18 protein-coding genes are annotated in these 18071 nt (G+C 54.6%); 9 read left to right on the plus strand and 9 right to left on the minus strand.

Going from position 1 to position 18071, the window contains the following annotated elements; translation table 11 throughout:
- Positions 1-42: 42 nt before the first annotated feature.
- The 3 genes from recQ to ACFQO0_RS11855 form a co-directional block, all read right to left on the minus strand.
- Positions 43-1866, minus strand: a complete 1824-nt coding sequence (gene recQ / locus ACFQO0_RS11845) for a DNA helicase RecQ (protein ID WP_382234870.1) — start codon at positions 1864-1866, stop codon at positions 43-45.
- Positions 1867-1875: 9 nt separating this feature from the next.
- A complete protein-coding gene (locus ACFQO0_RS11850) occupies positions 1876-2709 on the minus strand; it encodes an undecaprenyl-diphosphate phosphatase (protein ID WP_382234872.1) in 834 nt (277 codons plus the stop codon).
- Between the two features lie 225 nt (positions 2710-2934).
- Positions 2935-3198, minus strand: coding sequence for a YkgJ family cysteine cluster protein (locus tag ACFQO0_RS11855; RefSeq protein ID WP_382234874.1), 264 nt, complete (start codon positions 3196-3198; stop codon positions 2935-2937).
- 92 nt (positions 3199-3290) lie between these two features.
- Between ACFQO0_RS11855 and ACFQO0_RS11860 the strand changes: the two genes are divergently transcribed.
- From ACFQO0_RS11860 to ACFQO0_RS11875, 4 genes are all read left to right on the plus strand, one after another.
- Entirely contained in the window at positions 3291-3494 is a 204-nt protein-coding gene (locus ACFQO0_RS11860; protein ID WP_382234876.1) for a hypothetical protein, read from the plus strand.
- 42 nt (positions 3495-3536) lie between these two features.
- The gene (locus tag ACFQO0_RS11865; RefSeq protein ID WP_382234878.1) at positions 3537-4202 is read left to right on the plus strand and encodes a protein-L-isoaspartate O-methyltransferase family protein; all 666 of its coding nucleotides are present in this window, start codon (positions 3537-3539) and stop codon (positions 4200-4202) included.
- Between the two features lie 8 nt (positions 4203-4210).
- Positions 4211-4534 carry a rhodanese-like domain-containing protein gene (locus tag ACFQO0_RS11870; protein ID WP_382234880.1) on the plus strand — a complete coding sequence of 108 codons (324 nt, stop codon included), beginning with the start codon at positions 4211-4213 and terminating at the stop codon, positions 4532-4534.
- Positions 4535-4614: 80 nt separating this feature from the next.
- Complete coding sequence (locus ACFQO0_RS11875; protein ID WP_382234882.1) at positions 4615-5916, plus strand: TolC family outer membrane protein; 1302 nt, start codon at positions 4615-4617, stop codon at positions 5914-5916.
- Positions 5917-6051: 135 nt separating this feature from the next.
- Here ACFQO0_RS11875 and ACFQO0_RS11880 read toward each other — a convergent pair whose 3' ends face one another.
- Entirely contained in the window at positions 6052-6702 is a 651-nt protein-coding gene (locus ACFQO0_RS11880) for a TetR family transcriptional regulator (protein ID WP_382234884.1), read from the minus strand.
- 232 nt (positions 6703-6934) lie between these two features.
- On the opposite strand from ACFQO0_RS11880, the gene ACFQO0_RS11885 reads away from it, so the two are divergent.
- From ACFQO0_RS11885 to ACFQO0_RS11895, 3 genes are read left to right on the plus strand one after another with little or no spacing between them, the layout of a single operon-like run.
- Positions 6935-8179, plus strand: a complete 1245-nt coding sequence (locus tag ACFQO0_RS11885; protein ID WP_382234886.1) for an efflux RND transporter periplasmic adaptor subunit — start codon at positions 6935-6937, stop codon at positions 8177-8179.
- A 12-nt stretch (positions 8180-8191) separates the two neighbouring features.
- Positions 8192-11341, plus strand: a complete 3150-nt coding sequence (locus ACFQO0_RS11890; protein ID WP_382234888.1) for an efflux RND transporter permease subunit — start codon at positions 8192-8194, stop codon at positions 11339-11341.
- Complete coding sequence (locus tag ACFQO0_RS11895; protein WP_382234890.1) at positions 11338-12762, plus strand: efflux transporter outer membrane subunit; 1425 nt, start codon at positions 11338-11340, stop codon at positions 12760-12762. The genes ACFQO0_RS11890 and ACFQO0_RS11895 overlap by 4 nt, the downstream gene beginning before the upstream one ends.
- Before the next feature lie 104 nt (positions 12763-12866).
- On the opposite strand, the gene ACFQO0_RS11900 is transcribed toward ACFQO0_RS11895, so the two are convergent.
- Positions 12867-13163 carry a hypothetical protein gene (locus ACFQO0_RS11900; RefSeq protein WP_382234892.1) on the minus strand — a complete coding sequence of 99 codons (297 nt, stop codon included), beginning with the start codon at positions 13161-13163 and terminating at the stop codon, positions 12867-12869.
- Between ACFQO0_RS11900 and ACFQO0_RS11905 the strand changes: the two genes are divergently transcribed.
- Together ACFQO0_RS11905 and ACFQO0_RS11910 are read left to right on the plus strand one after the other, a co-directional pair.
- Positions 13162-13842, plus strand: a complete 681-nt coding sequence (locus tag ACFQO0_RS11905; RefSeq protein WP_382234894.1) for a DUF3617 domain-containing protein — start codon at positions 13162-13164, stop codon at positions 13840-13842. The genes ACFQO0_RS11900 and ACFQO0_RS11905 overlap by 2 nt on opposite strands.
- A gap of 149 nt (positions 13843-13991) precedes the next feature.
- On the plus strand, positions 13992-14306 hold the full coding sequence (locus ACFQO0_RS11910) for a hypothetical protein (RefSeq protein WP_382234896.1): 315 nt from the start codon (positions 13992-13994) through the stop codon (positions 14304-14306).
- 6 nt (positions 14307-14312) lie between these two features.
- On the opposite strand, the gene ACFQO0_RS11915 is transcribed toward ACFQO0_RS11910, so the two are convergent.
- The 4 genes from ACFQO0_RS11915 to ACFQO0_RS11930 form a co-directional block, all read right to left on the minus strand.
- Complete coding sequence (locus ACFQO0_RS11915; RefSeq protein ID WP_382234898.1) at positions 14313-14795, minus strand: GNAT family N-acetyltransferase; 483 nt, start codon at positions 14793-14795, stop codon at positions 14313-14315.
- Between the two features lie 65 nt (positions 14796-14860).
- A complete protein-coding gene (locus tag ACFQO0_RS11920) occupies positions 14861-15043 on the minus strand; it encodes a hypothetical protein (RefSeq protein WP_382234900.1) in 183 nt (60 codons plus the stop codon).
- 52 nt (positions 15044-15095) lie between these two features.
- Entirely contained in the window at positions 15096-16361 is a 1266-nt protein-coding gene (gene waaA, locus ACFQO0_RS11925) for a lipid IV(A) 3-deoxy-D-manno-octulosonic acid transferase (RefSeq protein ID WP_382234902.1), read from the minus strand.
- A 174-nt stretch (positions 16362-16535) separates the two neighbouring features.
- Positions 16536-17912: a phosphomannomutase/phosphoglucomutase gene (locus ACFQO0_RS11930; protein WP_382234904.1), complete on the minus strand. Its 1377-nt coding sequence runs from the start codon at positions 17910-17912 to the stop codon at positions 16536-16538.
- Positions 17913-18071: the final 159 nt, after the last annotated feature.

An 18071-nucleotide genomic window follows, 5' to 3' on the forward strand; every position in this document is an offset into this window, starting at 1 on the left:
AACTTCCAGCTTCGCTCGGCGTACGGCATAAAGGCGCTTGCGCTATCTGGCGGCGATCAGTGCCACGATGTCCGCACCGTAGGTTTCCAGCTTCTTCTCGCCGACACCACTGACACCGCGTAGATCATCGAGCGAGGAAGGCTGCGCCTTGGCGATTTCGCGCATCGTGGCATCGTGGAAAATGACGTAAGCCGGCACATTGTGCGTGCGCGCCGTTTCCATGCGCCACCAACGCAGCTTCTCGAAGATAGCCTGCTCTTCTACCGACAGATCGGTTTCGACAAAGCCTTTTGGCTTGCTGGCAATGCGCTTGGATTTGACCGGCTTTTGATACTCGCGCAGTTGCACCTTCTCGCCGCCCTTGAGCACCGGGCGCGCCGCATCGGTCAGCTTCAACGCGCTAAACGATTCGTAGTCGACGCTAACCAGGCCCAGTGCAATCGATTGCCGCAAGATTGCGCGCCACTCCGCTTCGCTGCGATCGGAACCAATGCCAAAGGTGGAAACCTGTTCATGGCCCCATTGCTTGATCTTGTCGGAATCAACACCGCGCAATACGTCCAGCACATGCATCGCGCCGAAACGCTGATCGACGCGATAAATCGTCGACAGTAATTTTTGTACGGCGACCGTCGCATCGAAGGAGCGCGGCGGATTAAGGCAGGTATCGCAATTGCCACAAGGCGCCGATGCCTGGCCGAAGTAAGTCAGCAAGCGCTGGCGCCGGCAATACAAGGTTTCACACAAACCCAGCATCGCATCAAGCTTGACGCCCTGCACGCGCTTGAAGGTTTCATCGGCCTCAGACTCATCGATCATGCGGCGCTGCTGCACGACGTCCTGCAAGCCGTAAGCCATCCACGCATTGGCTGGGCCACCATCGCGACCGGCACGACCGGTTTCCTGGTAATAGCCTTCTATGCTTTTCGGCAAATCCAGATGCGCGACGAACCGCACGTCAGGCTTGTCAATGCCCATGCCGAAGGCAATTGTCGCGACCATCACAATGCTCTCTTCCCGTAGAAAGCGCGCCTGATTCTTGCTGCGTATCGCGAAATCCATTCCGGCGTGATACGGCAAGGCATTGATGCCATTTTCGCGAAGAAACTCTGCAGTCTCTTCAACCTTTTTGCGCGACAGGCAATAGACGATGCCGGCATCACCCGCATGTTCGCTCTCGATGAAATCCAGCACCTGTTTGCGGCCGTTGGCTTTTTCTACAATCTGGTAACGAATGTTCGGTCTGTCGAAGGACGAGACGAACATGCGCGCATCATCGAGTTGCAAACGATGGGCAATTTCTTCCCGCGTTTGATGGTCTGCAGTCGCCGTCAGCGCAATGCGCGGCACATTTGGAAAGCGCTCGTGCAAGACTGACAGCCGGATGTATTCGGGACGGAAGTCATGCCCCCATTGCGATACGCAATGCGCTTCATCGATTGCGAACAGGGCGATCTTGCTCGCCTCCAGCATATCGAGGCAGCGCGGCGTCATCAAACGCTCAGGTGCCACATACAGCAGATCAAGATCGCCGCTACGCAAGCGGCGCTCGATGCGCGATGATTCCTCAAAAGTCTGGGTGGAATTCAGGAACGCGGCGCGTACGCCGACCTCGGCCAGCGCATCCACCTGATCCTGCATGAGGGCGATCAGCGGCGAAATCACGACGCCGACGCCATCGCGCAGCAAGGATGGAATTTGATAGCACAGCGACTTGCCGCCGCCGGTAGGCATCAAGACCAATGCATCGCCGCCACGTGATACCAGGTCGACGATCTCGGCTTGCTCGCCGCGAAACGACGAGTACCCGAAAACAGATTCGAGTACATGCAGCGCCTGCGCGCCCAAGTCATCCTGCGGGATCATGGGTTCAACTTAATCTGCCCACACAACCCAGCCGTAGTGCGCACTCAGCAAAACGAACAGGCCGAACACGATGCGGTAGTACGCAAAGAAAGTGAAATCATGCGTGCTGATATAACGCAGCAACCAGCGCACGCACAGGAAGGCAGAAACGAAGGCCGCCAGTCCACCCAAACCGAACAGCGGAATATCTGCGAGAGATAACAGGGCGCGATCCTTGTAGACCGAATAAACGGTCGCACCCATCAGGGTCGGAATCGCAAGGAAAAACGAAAACTCGGTCGCCGCCTTGCGCGACAGGCCGAACATCATGCCGCCGATAATACTGGCACCAGAGCGACTGGTACCCGGGATCAAGGCAAACGCCTGTGCGCAGCCGACCTTGAGTGCATCGAGCACCGTCATGTCATCAACCGTTTGCACGCGCTCCTCCTCGATCCTGTTCCGATTCCGATGCTCTACCCACAGAATCACGAAACCACCGACGATGAAGGCGATCGCCACCGGTACCGGCGCGAATAATTTTTCCTTGATCGCCTTCGCGAATACCAGCCCCAGCAAAGCGGCAGGCAGAAATGCAACGACGATATTCAAGGCGAATTTCTGCGCGCGCGGTTCGCTGAACAAACCGCTCAAGACTGCAGCGATCCTCACGCGATATTCCCAAACCACAGCCAGCATGGCGCCGGTTTGAATCGCAATTTCAAAAACCTTGACCTTGGGGCCGGTGAAATCCAGCAGGCTGCCGGCGAGTATCAAATGACCGGTTGAAGAAATAGGCAGGAATTCCGTCAAACCTTCGACGATGCCCATGATGATGGCTTTGAGCGCGAGAACTGGATCCATGGATTGTATAGTTTGAAAAGGGTAATAAAAAACCCGCCGGTTGTGACGCCGTACGGGTTACAACGTATTAATAACGCGATCAGCGCTTGCGGCGCCTGCCTCAGCCAGCAATTTCTGAAGGGGCCAAGGTTACCACGACAGCAACTGCGGCTGTTTCGATTTTGTGCAAACCGGCAGCTATTTCCGCAATGGAATTCAATCGCAAATGCACCGCAACGTTACGACTTAAGCAGCGGTCAATCGTTCCAGCGTTGTCAAATAAATCATCGCATCGTTGCGTGTCACGCCACACATCTCCAGCTGCGGTCGCAAGCTGCTGCAAACGGCCGGACGCGCGGCCTGACCAAATATGCGACAACGATAATCGTCAGCCAATTGCACGCAACGAACACCCGCCGGCTTGCCGTTCGGCATACCGGGAATAGGCGACGAAATCGACGGCGCGGTACAGCAGGCACCGCAATCAGGACGACAACTCAAGTCAGCCATGCTTTAGTCAATCCTTGAAGATTGGTTATTCATTTTGCAATTCGTTCAACAAATCAACAAACCAGGTGATATGCATCGTCGTTTGCAGAGCAATGGATGAAAGCCACGATTTTACAGGGGATTGCAAGGCACAGCGCTTGACGCTGCACAAGTGCACGCTTACATTACGAAAGCCGCAAAACAACGTGTCTGCCCGCAAATCACTTGATTCTCGTCCTGACATCGCCCTCCCCGGAATGATTTTTGCCCAATTTATCGCGGGTGCGCTTTTGCACGGCACAGTGCCTATCATTTGATAAAATGCTGGTTTTCTTATTTAGCTACCTAGAGTCGACAAAATGAACATTGAAAAAGCCCGCTTCCTCATGATCGAGCAGCAAATTCGTCCTTGGGATGTGCTCGATCAGGACGTCCTCGAATTGCTGGTGATCGTCAAGCGCGAAGCATTTGTCCCGCTCGCCTACCGCGCGCTGGCTTTTGCCGATACCGAGATCCCGCTGCCGCATGGTGAAAACATGCTGACACCGAAGCTGGAAGCGCGCATTTTGCAGGAACTGGCCGTCAAGAAGCATGAGAGCGTTCTGGAAATCGGTGCCGGCTCCGGCTACATGGCAGCACTGCTGGCATATAAAGCCCGCCACGTGACCACTGTCGAGATCGAACCTGAGCTGAAAACACTGGCCGAAAAGAATCTAGCCGACTACGGCGTCAGCAATGTTGAAGTAGTGCAAGGCGATGCCGCACAAGGCTGGCAAGGCGCCAGTCAAGTAAGCGCGCCTTACGACGTGATCGTGGTGTCGGGCTCGCTGCCTGTCGTCCCGGACAGCTTGCTGGCACAGATCAAGGTCGGCGGCCGCATGTTCGTGATCGTGGGTAGTGCGCCCGCAATGACGGCGCAAATCATTACGCGTACATCCGACATCAGCTACAGCACGGTCAACCTGTTTGAAACGATCGTCAAGCCGCTGCGCAATGCAGTGGTTCCATCGCAATTCAAATTCTAGGGAATACGATGCAACATCTGACCGCACCGGAACTGGCCACCCTGCTTGCAGACTCCGCTGGTAGCGCACCCGTGCTGCTGGACGTGCGTGAAGCCTGGGAATACCAGACTTGCCAGATCAGTGGTTCGGTCTCGATGCCGATGAATACGATTCCTGCCCAGCTGGAGCAGCTGGACAGGAATACCGCTATCGTTTGCATTTGTCATCATGGTACGCGTAGCATGCGCGTCGCCAGTTTTTTGGAAAGTAACGGCTTCGGTCAGGTGACAAATTTGACTGGCGGCATCCATGCGTGGGCGCTGCAAGTCGACCCTGCGATGCCGACCTATTGAATTTACTTCATTCTGCTCGGGCTTCGTCTCCCCATCGAACGCTGTTCCAGAACCATCGTCTCAACCTGCATGGGAATCTAATGCGCAATGCCAAGCTTGTCACGCTGATCGCCAGTGCTTTTTTCACATTGCCGGCGCATGCAGTGAACTTGCTGCAGGTATATCAGGATGCGCTTGCCAACGACGCGATATATGCCAGTGCGCGCGCCAATCTGGCAGCAGGCCGGGAAGCATCGGTCCAAGGACGTGCCAACCTGTTACCGCTGGTCGGCGTAAGCGGATCGAATCAAAAAATCACGCGCGAGAATATTCCCGATACGACTTCGCATGGCTACACGCTATCGCTATCGCAGCCCTTGTTCGATATCGCTGCCTGGCAAACCTACGAACAAAGTAAATTATCAGTGGCGTCCAGTGAAGCCACCTTTGCCGCGATAGAACAGGATTTGATCCTGCGCGTGGCACAAGCCTACTTCGATGTATTAACCGCGCAAGATGCATTGACCGCACTACAATCGCAAAAAGTCGCGATCAGCGAGCAACTGGCATCTGCCAAACGTAATTTCGAAGTCGGCACAGCCACCATCACCGACACGGACGAAGCGCAATCCCGGTACGACCTCGTAATCGCCCAGGAATTTGCCGCACAAAACGATGTTGATATCAAACGCGCGGCCCTGCAACAAATCATAGGCAAGCCCCCCGAGAATCTGGCAATCCTGCGCACTGATATCGACTTGAGAGCACCGGACCCGGCACAGATAGCGCCCTGGGTCAGCAGTGCCGAACAACAGAATTACGACGTCATCAACAAACAGCTCGCACTGGAAATCGCCAAGCGCGACATCACACGCAACCGCGCCGGCCATTATCCGACCGTGGATCTGGTGGCCAGCCGCAGCAATACCAATCAACGCAATACAGTGCTGGGGCAAACCGGCACCGGCACCACCAATACCGTCGGCGTGCAGTGGGCAATTCCGCTTTTCAGCGGCTTCGCGGTGACCAGTCAGGTGCGGCAATCGATTGCGCTGGAAGACAAGGCACGTTCCGATCTGGAATCAGCACGCCGTCTCGCAGCACAAAATGCACGACAATCGTATTTCGGGGTCACGAGTGGATTAGCGCAGGTAAAAGCCTTGCAGGCAGCGGAGAAATCGAGCCTGTCCTCGCTGGAGTCGAATCGCCTTGGCTACCAAGTCGGCGTGCGCATTAACATCGATGTCCTGAACGCGCAGCAGCAACTCTATGTGACACAACGTGATCTGGCGAAAACACGCTACGACACGATCATGAATAGTCTGCGCCTCAAGTCTGCGGCCGGCACCTTGCAGGAAAAAGACCTGGTACAGATCAACACGATACTGGTGGAAGCACCGTAGCACTATCTGCATTCGCCTTGACGCATGGTGAAACGCGGTTTCGCCAGTTCAAATCAACTCCGCAGCAAACCACAGCCCTAGGCCGGCACTTCATTTACAGCTTTTTTCTTGACCGTCTTGCTTCAACGCCAGGACTCAGCTGACTTGCTCTGCCTTGAGTCGCAAGGCCAGCGAATAACGCAAGCTATCCAAACAGCTGTCGATCAATGACTCGGCTACCGCCGCCAAATCGAAGCTGCTAGGGGAAAACAGCCAGTTACTGAGCAAGCCGATCACATGGCTATGCAAGGTGATGGCCGCGAGCCGGATATCAAGATCGTCCGGCAACTGCTTCAGTTGTATTGCATCTTTCAGTATCCGTTCCATATTCGCCAGACCATCCAGATAACATTGATGCTGACGCACCCAGATCGGATCGCTACGATCGACCAGTTCGCACTTCAGAAAAATGATGTCGAGAATTCTGCGGGAACGCACGTTGCTGCTCGCATCCTTCAACAGGAAAATCCATGCATTGCGCAAATGCCCCAAAGGATCACCGTCAAACTTGTCTGACGGCGTCGCCATCAGGGTTTCCATAGGCAAGCGCACGCGTTCACACATTGCATCAAACAAATCACTCTTGTTTTTAAAATGCCAGTAGATCGCACCGCGCGTCACATCGGCAGCCACGGCAACATCAGCCAAGGAAGTCTGGGCCAAACCACGCGTGTAAAAAACCTCTTCGGCTGCATCAAGGATGCGGCTGCGGGTTTCCAGTGCCTCTTCTTTCGTCGAGCGAGCCATAAAATCATCGTCCTGTAACAAATTTCGAATATTTAGCTATGCTAGGGCTTTAGTTGCCCCACATACATACATTCGCGAATGTATGTATAATACCTCACCCGCAGCATCGGCATCAAACAAAAGCGCAAGATTAGCCATTCGAAAATGGATACTTTTGCGCTTTCAGCTTTACCCTTTTCTTTACCGGACTGCCGTTTATTGGCAGCGCATCCACTTACCGTGCGAGATGTATATGAGTTCACTTCCCCGTTTGACCACTCTTGGCGCCGCCATCATTGTTTTATTCGCAGTCACCGCTTGCGGAAAATCCGATCAGCAGGCATCCGCACCTCCTCCGGCCGAAGTATCGGTGATCACCGTCAAACAGGGGCCACTGGGAGTAACGAATGAATTGCCGGGTCGTCTTGAATCAACCCGCATCGCAGAAATCCGCGCACGTGTTCCAGGAGTTGTCCTGAAACGCACCTTCCGCGAAGGCAGCGAAGTCAAAGCCGGCGCAACCCTATTCCTGATCGATCCCGCCCAATTCAAGGCAACTTATAACAGTGCCAATGCATCCGTTGCCAGAGCAGAAGCGACCTTGTTGCAAGCCGAGCTGAAAGAAAAACGCTACAAGCCGCTGGTTGCTACCAATGCGATCAGCAAACAAGAATACGATGATGTCACCGCGACCCTGAAGCAGGCAGAGGCAGATCTCGCCGCGAGCAAAGCAGCGCGGGAAACCGCACGTCTGTCGCTTGATTATGCGACCGTAACTTCACCAATCTCCGGTCGCATCGGGCGCGCGCTCGTCACTGAAGGCGCCTTGGTCGGTCAAAACGAAGCCACACCGCTGGCAATCGTGCAACAAGTCGATCCTATCTACGTCAACATGACGCAGTCCAGCACCGAAATCCTGCAACTGCAACGTGCGATGGCCAACGGCAAATTGAAAAGCTCAGGCAAGGGACAAGTCAAGGTGACCCTGATCACCGAAGATGGTCAGGAATATGCGCAAGCAGGAAAACTGCTGTTCTCCGATCTGACCGTTGATGAAAGCTCGGGCGCAGTCACTCTGCGTGCAGAATTCCCGAATCCCGATCGTCAGCTGTTGCCTGGCATGTACGTACGTGCGCGGGTTGAACAAGCGATCAATGAAAATGCCATCACCGTACCGCAACAAGCCATCACGCGTACACCGGACGGTTCAGCCGTGATGGTGGTCAGTGCAGAAAACAAGGTTGTTTCGCGTCCGGTCAAAACCGGTGCTGCCAGCGGCGACTCATGGGTCATCAATGATGGCTTGAAAGAAGGCGACCAGGTCATCGTCGAAGGTCTGCAAAAAGTCCAGCCAGGTGCCACAGTCAAGGCAGTGCAATGGAAAAAAGCAGCGCCGGCTGATGCAACTGCCCCAGCAGAAGAGCCAGCCAAACCCGCGCCTGCTGCGGCAGAATCCGCCCCTGCAGCCAAGACCGCAGAACAACCGAAGTCGAAGTAAGGGAGCGCCGTAATGGGTAAATTTTTTATTGACCGCCCGGTTTTTGCCTGGGTACTCGCCATCTTCATCATGCTGGCTGGTGCCCTCGCAATCACCACATTGCCGGTCGCGCAATATCCGAATATCGCACCGCCGACTATCGTCGTCACCGCGAACTATCCGGGTGCTACGGCACAAACGCTGGACGATAGCGTTACCAGCCTGATCGAACAGGAAATGAACGGTGCCGATGGTTTGCAATACATCGAATCGCAAAGCCAGGCCAATGGCCAGGTTCAAATCACCGTCACGTTTTCGCCTGAAACCAATCCGGATCTGGCGGCTGTTGATGTTTCCAACCGTTTGAAACGCGTCGAATCACGCCTGCCTGCCGCAGTAACGCAGCAAGGCGTACAAGTGGCCAAAGCACGCAGCAACTTCCTGATGTTTATCGGCTTGTCTTCCAGCGATGGCCGACTTGATCCGGTTGCATTGGGTGATTATTTGTCGCGTAACGTTTTAAATGAAGTCAAGCGTGTACCAGGCGTTGGACAGGCTCAGTTGTTTGGTACCGAACGCGCAATGCGTATCTGGGTCGATCCAAATAAACTGGTCGGCCTGAGCCTGACACCGGCCGACATTACCACGGCAATCCGTGCGCAAAATGCGCTGGTTGCTGGCGGTACGCTCGGCGATTTACCTAGCCCCAGCTCGCAACAGATCACGGCAACTATTGTTGTAAATGGCCAAATGAGTAGTCCGGATGAATTCGGAAACATCATTTTGCGCGCAAACAAGGATGGTTCCGCAGTACGCCTGCGCGATGTGGCACGCATTGAGGTTGGCGGTCAATCGTATGCAACTTCCGGTCGTCTCGATGGCAAGCCAACATCCTTCGTTGGCGTGCAGTTGTCACCGACCGCGAATGCGCTCGGTACCGCAAAAGCCGTGCACAAGAAAATGGAAGAGCTGTCCAAGTACTTCCCGGCTGGCGTGACCTACACGGTGCCTTATGACACCTCCAAGTTCGTTCAGATATCGATCGAGGAAGTCGTCAAGACACTGATCGAGGCAATTATTCTGGTGTTCCTGGTGATGTATCTTTTCTTGCAGAACATCCGCTACACCCTGATCCCGACCATTGTCGTGCCGGTTGCGCTGATGGGGACATTTGCCACCTTGCTGGTGTTCGGTTTTTCGATCAACGTACTGACGATGTTCGGTATGGTGCTGGCGATCGGTATTCTGGTCGATGATGCCATCGTTGTGGTGGAAAACGTCGAACGCATCATGAGCGAAGAAGGGCTCTCGCCCCGCGATGCAACCCGCAAGGCGATGGGCCAGATCACCGGCGCATTGATCGGCATCACGCTGGTACTGATTGCGGTATTTATCCCGATGGCATTCTTCGGCGGTGCGGTTGGCGCGATTTATCGCCAGTTCTCGCTGTCGATGGTGGCATCAATGGTGTTCTCGGTATTGATGGCATTCACGCTGACGCCAGCGCTGTGCGCAACCATCCTGAAGCCGGTCGAAGCAGGCCATCACCATGAGAAGAAGGGTTTCTTTGGCTGGTTCAACCGCCACTTCAACAAGACCTCGGCCAGCTACCAGGGCTTCATCGCGAAGATGCTGACCAAGACTGGGCGCTACATGGTGGTCTACGCCTTGATTCTCGTTTGCGTCGGCTTGCTGTATGCGCGCTTGCCAGCATCCTTCTTGCCAAGTGAAGACCAGGGTTACATCATCACCAACGTACAGTTGCCATCAGGTGCCAGCACCGGCCGCACGATGGAAGTTCTGAAAGAGATTGAAGACTATTACTTGAAACAACCGGCAGTCGAACATGTGATTGCGATCGCTGGCTTCAGTTTCTCCGGTAATGGGCAGAATGCCGGTCTCGTCTTTACGCCGTTCAAAGACTGGAGCGAACGCGGCAAGGAAGATAGCGCCGATGCAATTGCAGGTCGTGCCTTCGGCGCACTCTCAAGCATCAAGGATGCAATTGTGTTCCCGCTAAACCCGCCGCCGATTCGTGAACTGGGTAACGCTACCGGCTTTACCTTCCGTCTGCAGGATCGGGGTGGTCTGGGTCATGATGCATTGGTTGCAGCACGCAACCAATTGCTCGGCATGGCGGCGCAAAGCAAAATCCTCGCAGGTGTCCGCCCTGAAGGCCTGGAAGATGCGCCGCAACTGCAACTCGACATCAATCGCGACAAGGCAAATGCCCTGGGCTTGACATTCGAGAGCATCAACAGTGTCATGTCGACCTTGCTGGGTTCATCCTACGTGAATGACTTCCCGAATCAGGGACGTCAGCAACGCGTAATCGTGCAAGCTGATGCACCACGTCGTTTGCAACCTGAAGATTTGAACAAATTGTATGTGCGCAGCGCTACCGGCACGATGGTTCCATTCTCATCCTTCACCACATCGAAATGGATTACCGGTCCAGTACAGTTGATACGCTACAACGGCTATCCGGCTATGAAGATTTCCGGCGGTGCAGCACCAGGCTACAGCACAGGTGATGCCATGGCGGAAATGCAAGCTCTGGTAGAAAAATTACCAGCCGGCTTCGGCTTTGAATGGACCGGTCAGTCACTGGAAGAAAAAACCTCCGGATCGCAGGCACCTGCGCTGTACGCGCTGTCGCTGATCGCGGTGTTCCTGGTGCTGGCTGCCCTGTATGAAAGCACGTCGATTCCATTATCAGTGATGTTGGTGGTGCCGCTCGGTATTTTGGGTGCACTACTCGGCGTCACCTTGCGCGGCATGCCGAATGACGTGTACTTCAAAGTGGGGATGATTGCAGTGGTGGGGCTTTCTGCGAAGAATGCGATTCTGATTATTGAATTCGCAAAAGACCTGCAGGCACAAGGCAAGGGGTTGATAGAAGCAACACTGGAAGCGGTCCACCTGCGCTTCCGTCCTATCATCATGACCTCGCTGGCATTCATCCTTGGCGTATTGCCGCTGGTGATTGCAAGCGGCGCCGGCTCTGCCAGCCAACGCGCAATTGGTACCGGCGTGATGGGCGGCATGATCACAGCAACGGTGCTGGCGGTATTCCTGGTCCCGGTATTTTTCGTGGTCGTGCGTACCTTATTCAAAGGAAACGAACGCCAACGCCGTATGTATGCGTCGCACAAGCAACGCAATGAGGATGAAGAATTATGATCAAACAACTTACTCTGACCGTACTGGCCGCCAGCGTGCTGAGCGCTTGCTCGATGGCGCCCAAGTACACGCGCCCCGACGCACCTGTCGCGGCAAATTATGAAACGTCATCCGCGACTGCCAGCAATGCGCCGCGTGCTTCAGAAATGGGCTGGCGTGCATTGTTCGGCGATCAGCGCCTGCAAGCGTTGATCAGTGCCGCGCTGGCAAACAATCGTGATCTGCGCGTCGCTGCCTTGCGCATCGAAGAAGCGCGCTCGCTGTACAACATCCAGTCGGCCGACCGCTTGCCCAATCTTAATGGTGTAGCAACCGGCAACCGCGCCCGCACACCCGCTGCGCTGTCTTCTACCGGCTCGAGTGTCGTCACCAGCAATTACCAGGTCGGCCTGAGCCTGGCTTCTTTCGAATTGGATTTCTTCGGACGTGTCCGTAGCTTGAGCGATGCGGCACTGGCCCAGTATCTGTCGACAGAAGAAGCACAGCGTTCGGCGCACATCACGCTCGTTTCTGAAGTTGCAAAGGCCTATCTGGCAGAACGCTCATTCGCTGAGCAACAGGCGCTGGCACAACAGACATATGAGGCACGCGCGGCAGCCTATGATTTATCCAAACAAAGATTCGAAGTCGGTGCTTCATCGGGTCTGGATCTGCGCCAGGATGAAGCGCTGACCCAGAATGCGAAGGTTGCAGAATTAACCCTGCGACGTCAGCGTGCGCAGGCTCTGAATGCATTGACGCTGCTGGTGGGCCAGCCCTTGACCGATCTGCCGCCGGCGCAACCGCTGTCGGAACAAACCATACGTACTGATCTGTTCATAGGGATGCCGTCCGATCTTTTGACGCAACGCCCCGATATTCGCAGTGCAGAGCAATCCTTGCTGGCAGCCAATGCAAACATCGGCGCGGCGCGGGCAGCATTCTTCCCGCGTATTTCGCTGACGGCTGGCGTCGGTACCGCAAGCAATGAATTGTCCGGCTTGTTTGAAGGCGGCTCACGCGCATGGTCATTCGCACCGCAATTGGTTCTGCCAATTTTTCAGGGAGGGCGCAATATTGCCAATCTTAATTTGACGGAAGTGCGCAAGAACATCGCCGTTGCCAATTACGAGAAAAGCATACAAGTGGCGTTCCGCGAAGTCTCGGATGCGCTGGTTGCACGGGATTTGTTGGATGAACAAATCGAAGCCCAGCGGCTGGCACAAGTGGCTCAGGAACAACGCCTGAATCTTGCCGACCAACGCTTCCAGAATGGCATTTCCAGCTCACTCGATGTGCTGGATGCGCAACGTGAATTGTTCTCGGCTCAGTTGACGCTGGTACAGGCACGTTTGCTGCGCTTGACGAATGCGGTAGACCTCTACCGTTCGCTAGGAGGTGGTTTGCTGGAAACAACGGTTGCTCAGGCACCTGCCAAGTAGACTTCAGCAAAGCCATCAAAAAAGGGGAGCCCGTATCAACGGGCTCCCCTTTTTCTTTTTTACTCTGTGACTGATCGCGATCAGTACATATAACTCATCTTGCCTCAGGCAGTCGCCTTGGCTTTCCTGTGTTCTTGCTCTTTAGGGAAATTAGTCGTCAATCGAATTTGATCCGCCAGGGTTCTTGCCAGTGGCTCAAATACTGCCCGTCTCTGCTCCGTCATGTGATCACCAGGCTGACCATGCACCAGACTAGTGACATTGCATGCGCCCGAGATGCATGCGCTCAACATTATGTGTCCCAGCTGTCCCAGTTCGTTATGGTGCAATACGTATTCGTAAGCCGTGGCAGAAATCGGTTTGCGCTGCGCGGTGATATTGGGGGGTAATTGAAATGACATGATATGGACTCCGTTGCGCGCATCATTTTGCGGCATTCACGGAAATTTGCGTATCCCATCTATATGGGAGTTTGTCCAATTCCAAACAAAATCATTTGAACCTCCGATGCATGTAGGGACTCAGAACAAGATGCGATGCCAACATGAAAGCAACCTGATGCAAAAGAAACTTATCTTCCTCTCTCTGATAGCAGCATGGTCATTCAGCGCGCATGCTGTTGAAAACGATATGCGCGCGGGACTGTGGGAAATCAATACCACTTCCGGCCTGCTCAGCCTGGCCGAACAAATTCCACCAGACCAGATGCAGAATCTTGCCAATCTGGCCAAGCAATATGGTTTTGATATGCCTGCCATAAAAAACGGCACAGCCAGCTCCAGAGTTTGCGTCACCAAGGAAATGGCGGAACAGAAAATTCCTCCCTATCTTTACCATCCCCAGTCAGGCTGCGAGGCAAGAAATGCAACGCGCGTTGAAAATCGCTATAGCGCAGATCTGGCCTGTGCCAGTGACCAAATCAATGGTCAGGGAAAAACCGAAGCCACCTTAACGACGCCGGAGAGTTTTACCGGACAAACCCAGTTCAAGGGCTCGGTAAAAGGTGTTGCCGTGGATGAACGCGCCAATACCAGCGGCCGCTGGCTCTCCGCCAGCTGCGGTAGTACAAATGCACGATAGGTTTGCGGTGTAAGCAAAACGCAGGTTCTGCTCTGAGGTCCGGCTCCGACGTCCAACTCTGATACAAGTGGTAACAATCCTTACGATTGCAATCTAGTTCTCGCTGCAGTGCTGGTATTTAATGGAGCCATCAATCAAGGAGATGAACCATGAACAAAACCATGACTGTTTCAGCAGGCATCCTGGCAGCAGCAGTACTGATGTTTTCGGCAACGCCTGCAATGGCACGGGTTGATGTCGGTGTGAATATTGGCATTCCCGGTCCTGTGTATTACGCTCCCGCGCCTGTCTACGTACAGCCACGACCTGTCTACGTTCAACCGCGCCCTGTGTATTACGCTCCCCAGCCTTATTATGGTGATCGCCACTATCATAAACACCAACGCCATTATCGCCGCGACAATGATCGCGATGGGGTTCCTAATCGCTACGATCGCCGTCCAAACAACCCGCATCGCTACTAAGCAGGTTCAACTTGCAGCGAGATCCTTGCACAGGAATCTCGCTGCAAGATCGTAGCTATTCAATTTTTCCTCCAACGCGGGATCATCAATTGCGACAAATCCCTGTCTAGACCAAAATTCCCTTGAGCCATTCACCGCGACCAGAGACAGTGTAAGCAAACCATCATCCTGTGCGATGCGCGATAACCTGCTCATGAGCTGCGTCACTGCACCTAGCCCGCGCGCTGTGGGCAATAACGCCACATCATGAATGTAGTAGGTAGAAGGTCGAACCGGCAGAATTTGCAATAGCGAATTCAAGGTGGGCGGCTGCCTATGTCGCCACGGATGACTGATGACATAGCCGAGTACGCTGTCATTCATTTCAAGCACCAGGCAACCATTCGGATAGAGCTGCAGACGCTCGGCAAAAATCCGGCCGTCTTCCGGATAAGCGGGGTGAAGTTGGGCGGCAATCTCGCCGACGGCTGGCAGATCGTCTTCACGCATATTGCGCCAGCAGAATTGCATATCCCAAAGCATCAGAACTGCGCTTTCATTCGCGTCTTTTTTACTTATTCAGTATAGGGTCCACAGCAGGCGCAAGGTCCACGGCCGTGCTGAACGCGGCGAAAGTCCACTGGCAGTTGATTTTCTTCAATATCCGCCGACGCAATGCGCTGGTAGTCCAACTTTTCTTCGACATTTTCCTGAGCATCGTTTTGCTCCAGTAGAGCCTGTACATTTTCCTGTTTCATATTCTCTATCTTCCATGCATTCATAGGATCAAGGCGCGCTGATCGGTGCCCGTCACTTGATCAGAGGTTCCAGTAGTGCCAGAGTGCGCGTAGTCGCACCGCCATGCTGTTGTGCAAAATGGCGTGCATGCTCACCCATCGTCGTACGCACTGACACATCATCCAATAATCGTATTGCCTGCTTCCATAAATCCGCCGCATCCGCCACACGCTGCGCGCCACCTGCTGCAATCGCATTGACCGCAGCATCGGCAAAATTGAAAGTGTGCGGCCCTATCAATACCGGCTTGCCTACTGCGCTGGCTTCAATCAGGTTGTGTCCGCCTAGTGGCAACAGACTGCCGCCAACAAATGCGACGTCGCACGCTGCATAGTAAGCAAACATCTCACCCATGCTGTCGCCCAGAACAACCCGCACATCGATACCGACTTCGGCATCGCCCATGGCTGAGCGTCGCACCAATGACAAGGACCTTGCGCGGATCATGTGCGCAACATCGTCGAATCGTTGCGGATGGCGCGGCACCAGCATCAACAAGATATCCGGGCGATGCTGCTGCATCGCATCCAGAATCAGCGCTTCTTCGCCATCGCGTGTGTTGGCACAAACAAGAACCGGTCGCGCGCCCAGCTGCGAGCGCAAAATCATGCCACGTTGCAGCATCTCCGACGGTGGCGTCACATCGAACTTGATGCTGCCAGTAACGTGCACGGAAGGCGCGCCCAGCTGACGTATGCGCACGGCATCGGCTTCCGTTTGCGCAGCGACGCAAGACATGGACGCGGCGGCCTCGACAAACAAGCCTGGCAAGCGCAAAGCCTTGTTCAAAGAGCGCTCGGATAAGCGCGCATTCACCAAAGCGACCGGCACGTCATGGCTGGCACACTGCGCCATCACGTTCGGCCACACTTCGGTTTCCATCAAGACGCACAGCCGGGGTTGAAAGTGCCGCAGGAAGCGCCCCACCATCCAGCCGGTGTCATACGGCAGATAACTCTGCACCACGCGCGACTGCTTGCCAAACAAGTCCCGGCCGGTCGCACGACCAGTCGGCGTCATATGCGTCAGCAACAGCGTATGCGCCGGATAGGCTGCCAGCAAGGCGTCGATCAACGGTTGCGCCGCGCGCGTTTCACCCACCGATACCGCATGCACCCACAGCACGGGCGATGCACGATCATGGATGATGCTTTCATAAAAACCCAGGCGCTCAGCAATATGCTGCCGGTAGCCTGATTCTTTACGCCCGCGCACAAACAGGCGCAGCAAAACCAGTGGCAACGCAAACCACCAAGCAAGGGAATAAATCAGGCGCATGGCAGCGCTCCGTCCGGGATGGCCGCGGCCGCAAGTGAGAAATAAGGTTGAAATTGCATGAGCCGTATTATGCCGCTTCGGCTCGGCTGCTGCCTAATTGAAGTGAAACTGTGACGCGATCGCAGCCACCTCAAAAAATCGCAACCGGCATTGCACCGGCTGCGACAACCTGCATCAGTAAGGCATCAATGCATCCGGTTTGGCGGCCGTAATGACGCGTTTGAATTCTGCCTGGATATGCTGCAATGCCTGTTGGGATTCGGCTTCGAAGCGCATCACTATCACTGGCGTGGTATTCGATGAACGTGCCAGGCCGAAGCCATCTGGATATTCGACGCGCAAGCCATCGATCGTAATAACCTGATCCGAACCGGGGAATTGCGCTTCTTTCTGTAACTTGGCAATCAAGGGGAAGCTTTCTCCTTCTTTCAACTGCAACTGCAGTTCTGGTGTACTGACAGATTGCGGCAAGGCATTCAAGACGGCAGAAGGATCTTGCTCGCGACTCAACAGCTCCAGCATGCGCGCACCCGCATACATGCCGTCATCGAAGCCATACCATCTATCCTTGAAGAAAATATGGCCACTCATCTCGCCGCCCAGGGGCGCGCCAGTCTCACGCATTTTTGCCTTGACCAGCGAATGGCCGGTTTTCCACATCAACGGCTTGCCGCCACGTTCGGCAATCCATGGTGCAAGATGGCGCGTGCATTTGACGTCATACAGAATCTGCTCGCCTGGATGGCGCGTCAGCACATCCTGCGCGAACAACATCAGTTGTCTATCCGGATAAATGATTTGGCCATCTTTCGTCACAACGCCGAGTCGATCACCATCGCCATCAAAAGCCAGACCGATTTCTGCATCGGTTTCTTGCAGGCAGCGTATCAAATCCTGCAGGTTTTCCGGATGCGCAGGATCAGGATGATGGTTCGGGAAAGTACCATCGACTTCGCAAAACAATTCAATCACTTCACAACCCAGTGCACGATACAGATCACCGGCAAATGCGCCGGCCACGCCATTCCCGCAATCGATTGCAATCTTCATCGGCCGCGCCAGTTTGACGTCGCCTGTGATGCGCTGCTGATAGCCATCGGCGATATCGTAAGTGCGATAGCCGCCAGCGCCTTCAGTAAAATTCTTGTCAACGATCGCTTGATACAAAGCCTGTATCGTATCGCCGTAAATCGCTTCGCCTGCCAGCACCATCTTGAAACCGTTGTAATCGGGTGGATTATGGCTGCCCGTCACCATGATGCCGGACTGCGCATCCAGCACATGCGTCCCGAGATAAAGCATGGGGGTGGCGACCACTCCAAGATCGACTACATCGACACCAGCTGCCTGCAAACCTTCTGCCAAAGCGGCAGCGAGTTCGGGACCGGACAAACGTCCATCGCGGCCGATCACAACAACCTGCTCGCCTTTGGCGCGCACTGCACTACCGAACGCACGGCCTATGCTGCGTGCCACATCGGCATCCAGTGTCTTATCGATGATGCCGCGAATATCGTAAGCCTTGAAAATACTTTGCGAGAGAGTCAGCATGTAGACGCCTGTCCTTAAAATAAATACTTAATTCGAATAGTGGGAATCCAACTGGTCGCCGTCAATCAGTGGCCGCAAACAATAGTCGACATGATAACCCGCACAACCGACAGAGGCGAAAGGCGCGATAAAAACAAGCGACGCCAGTTTCGACACGGT

Origin of the sequence: Herminiimonas aquatilis (genome assembly GCF_042665175.1) — a bacterium.
Lineage (GTDB): Bacteria > Pseudomonadota > Gammaproteobacteria > Burkholderiales > Burkholderiaceae_D > Oxalicibacterium > Oxalicibacterium aquatilis.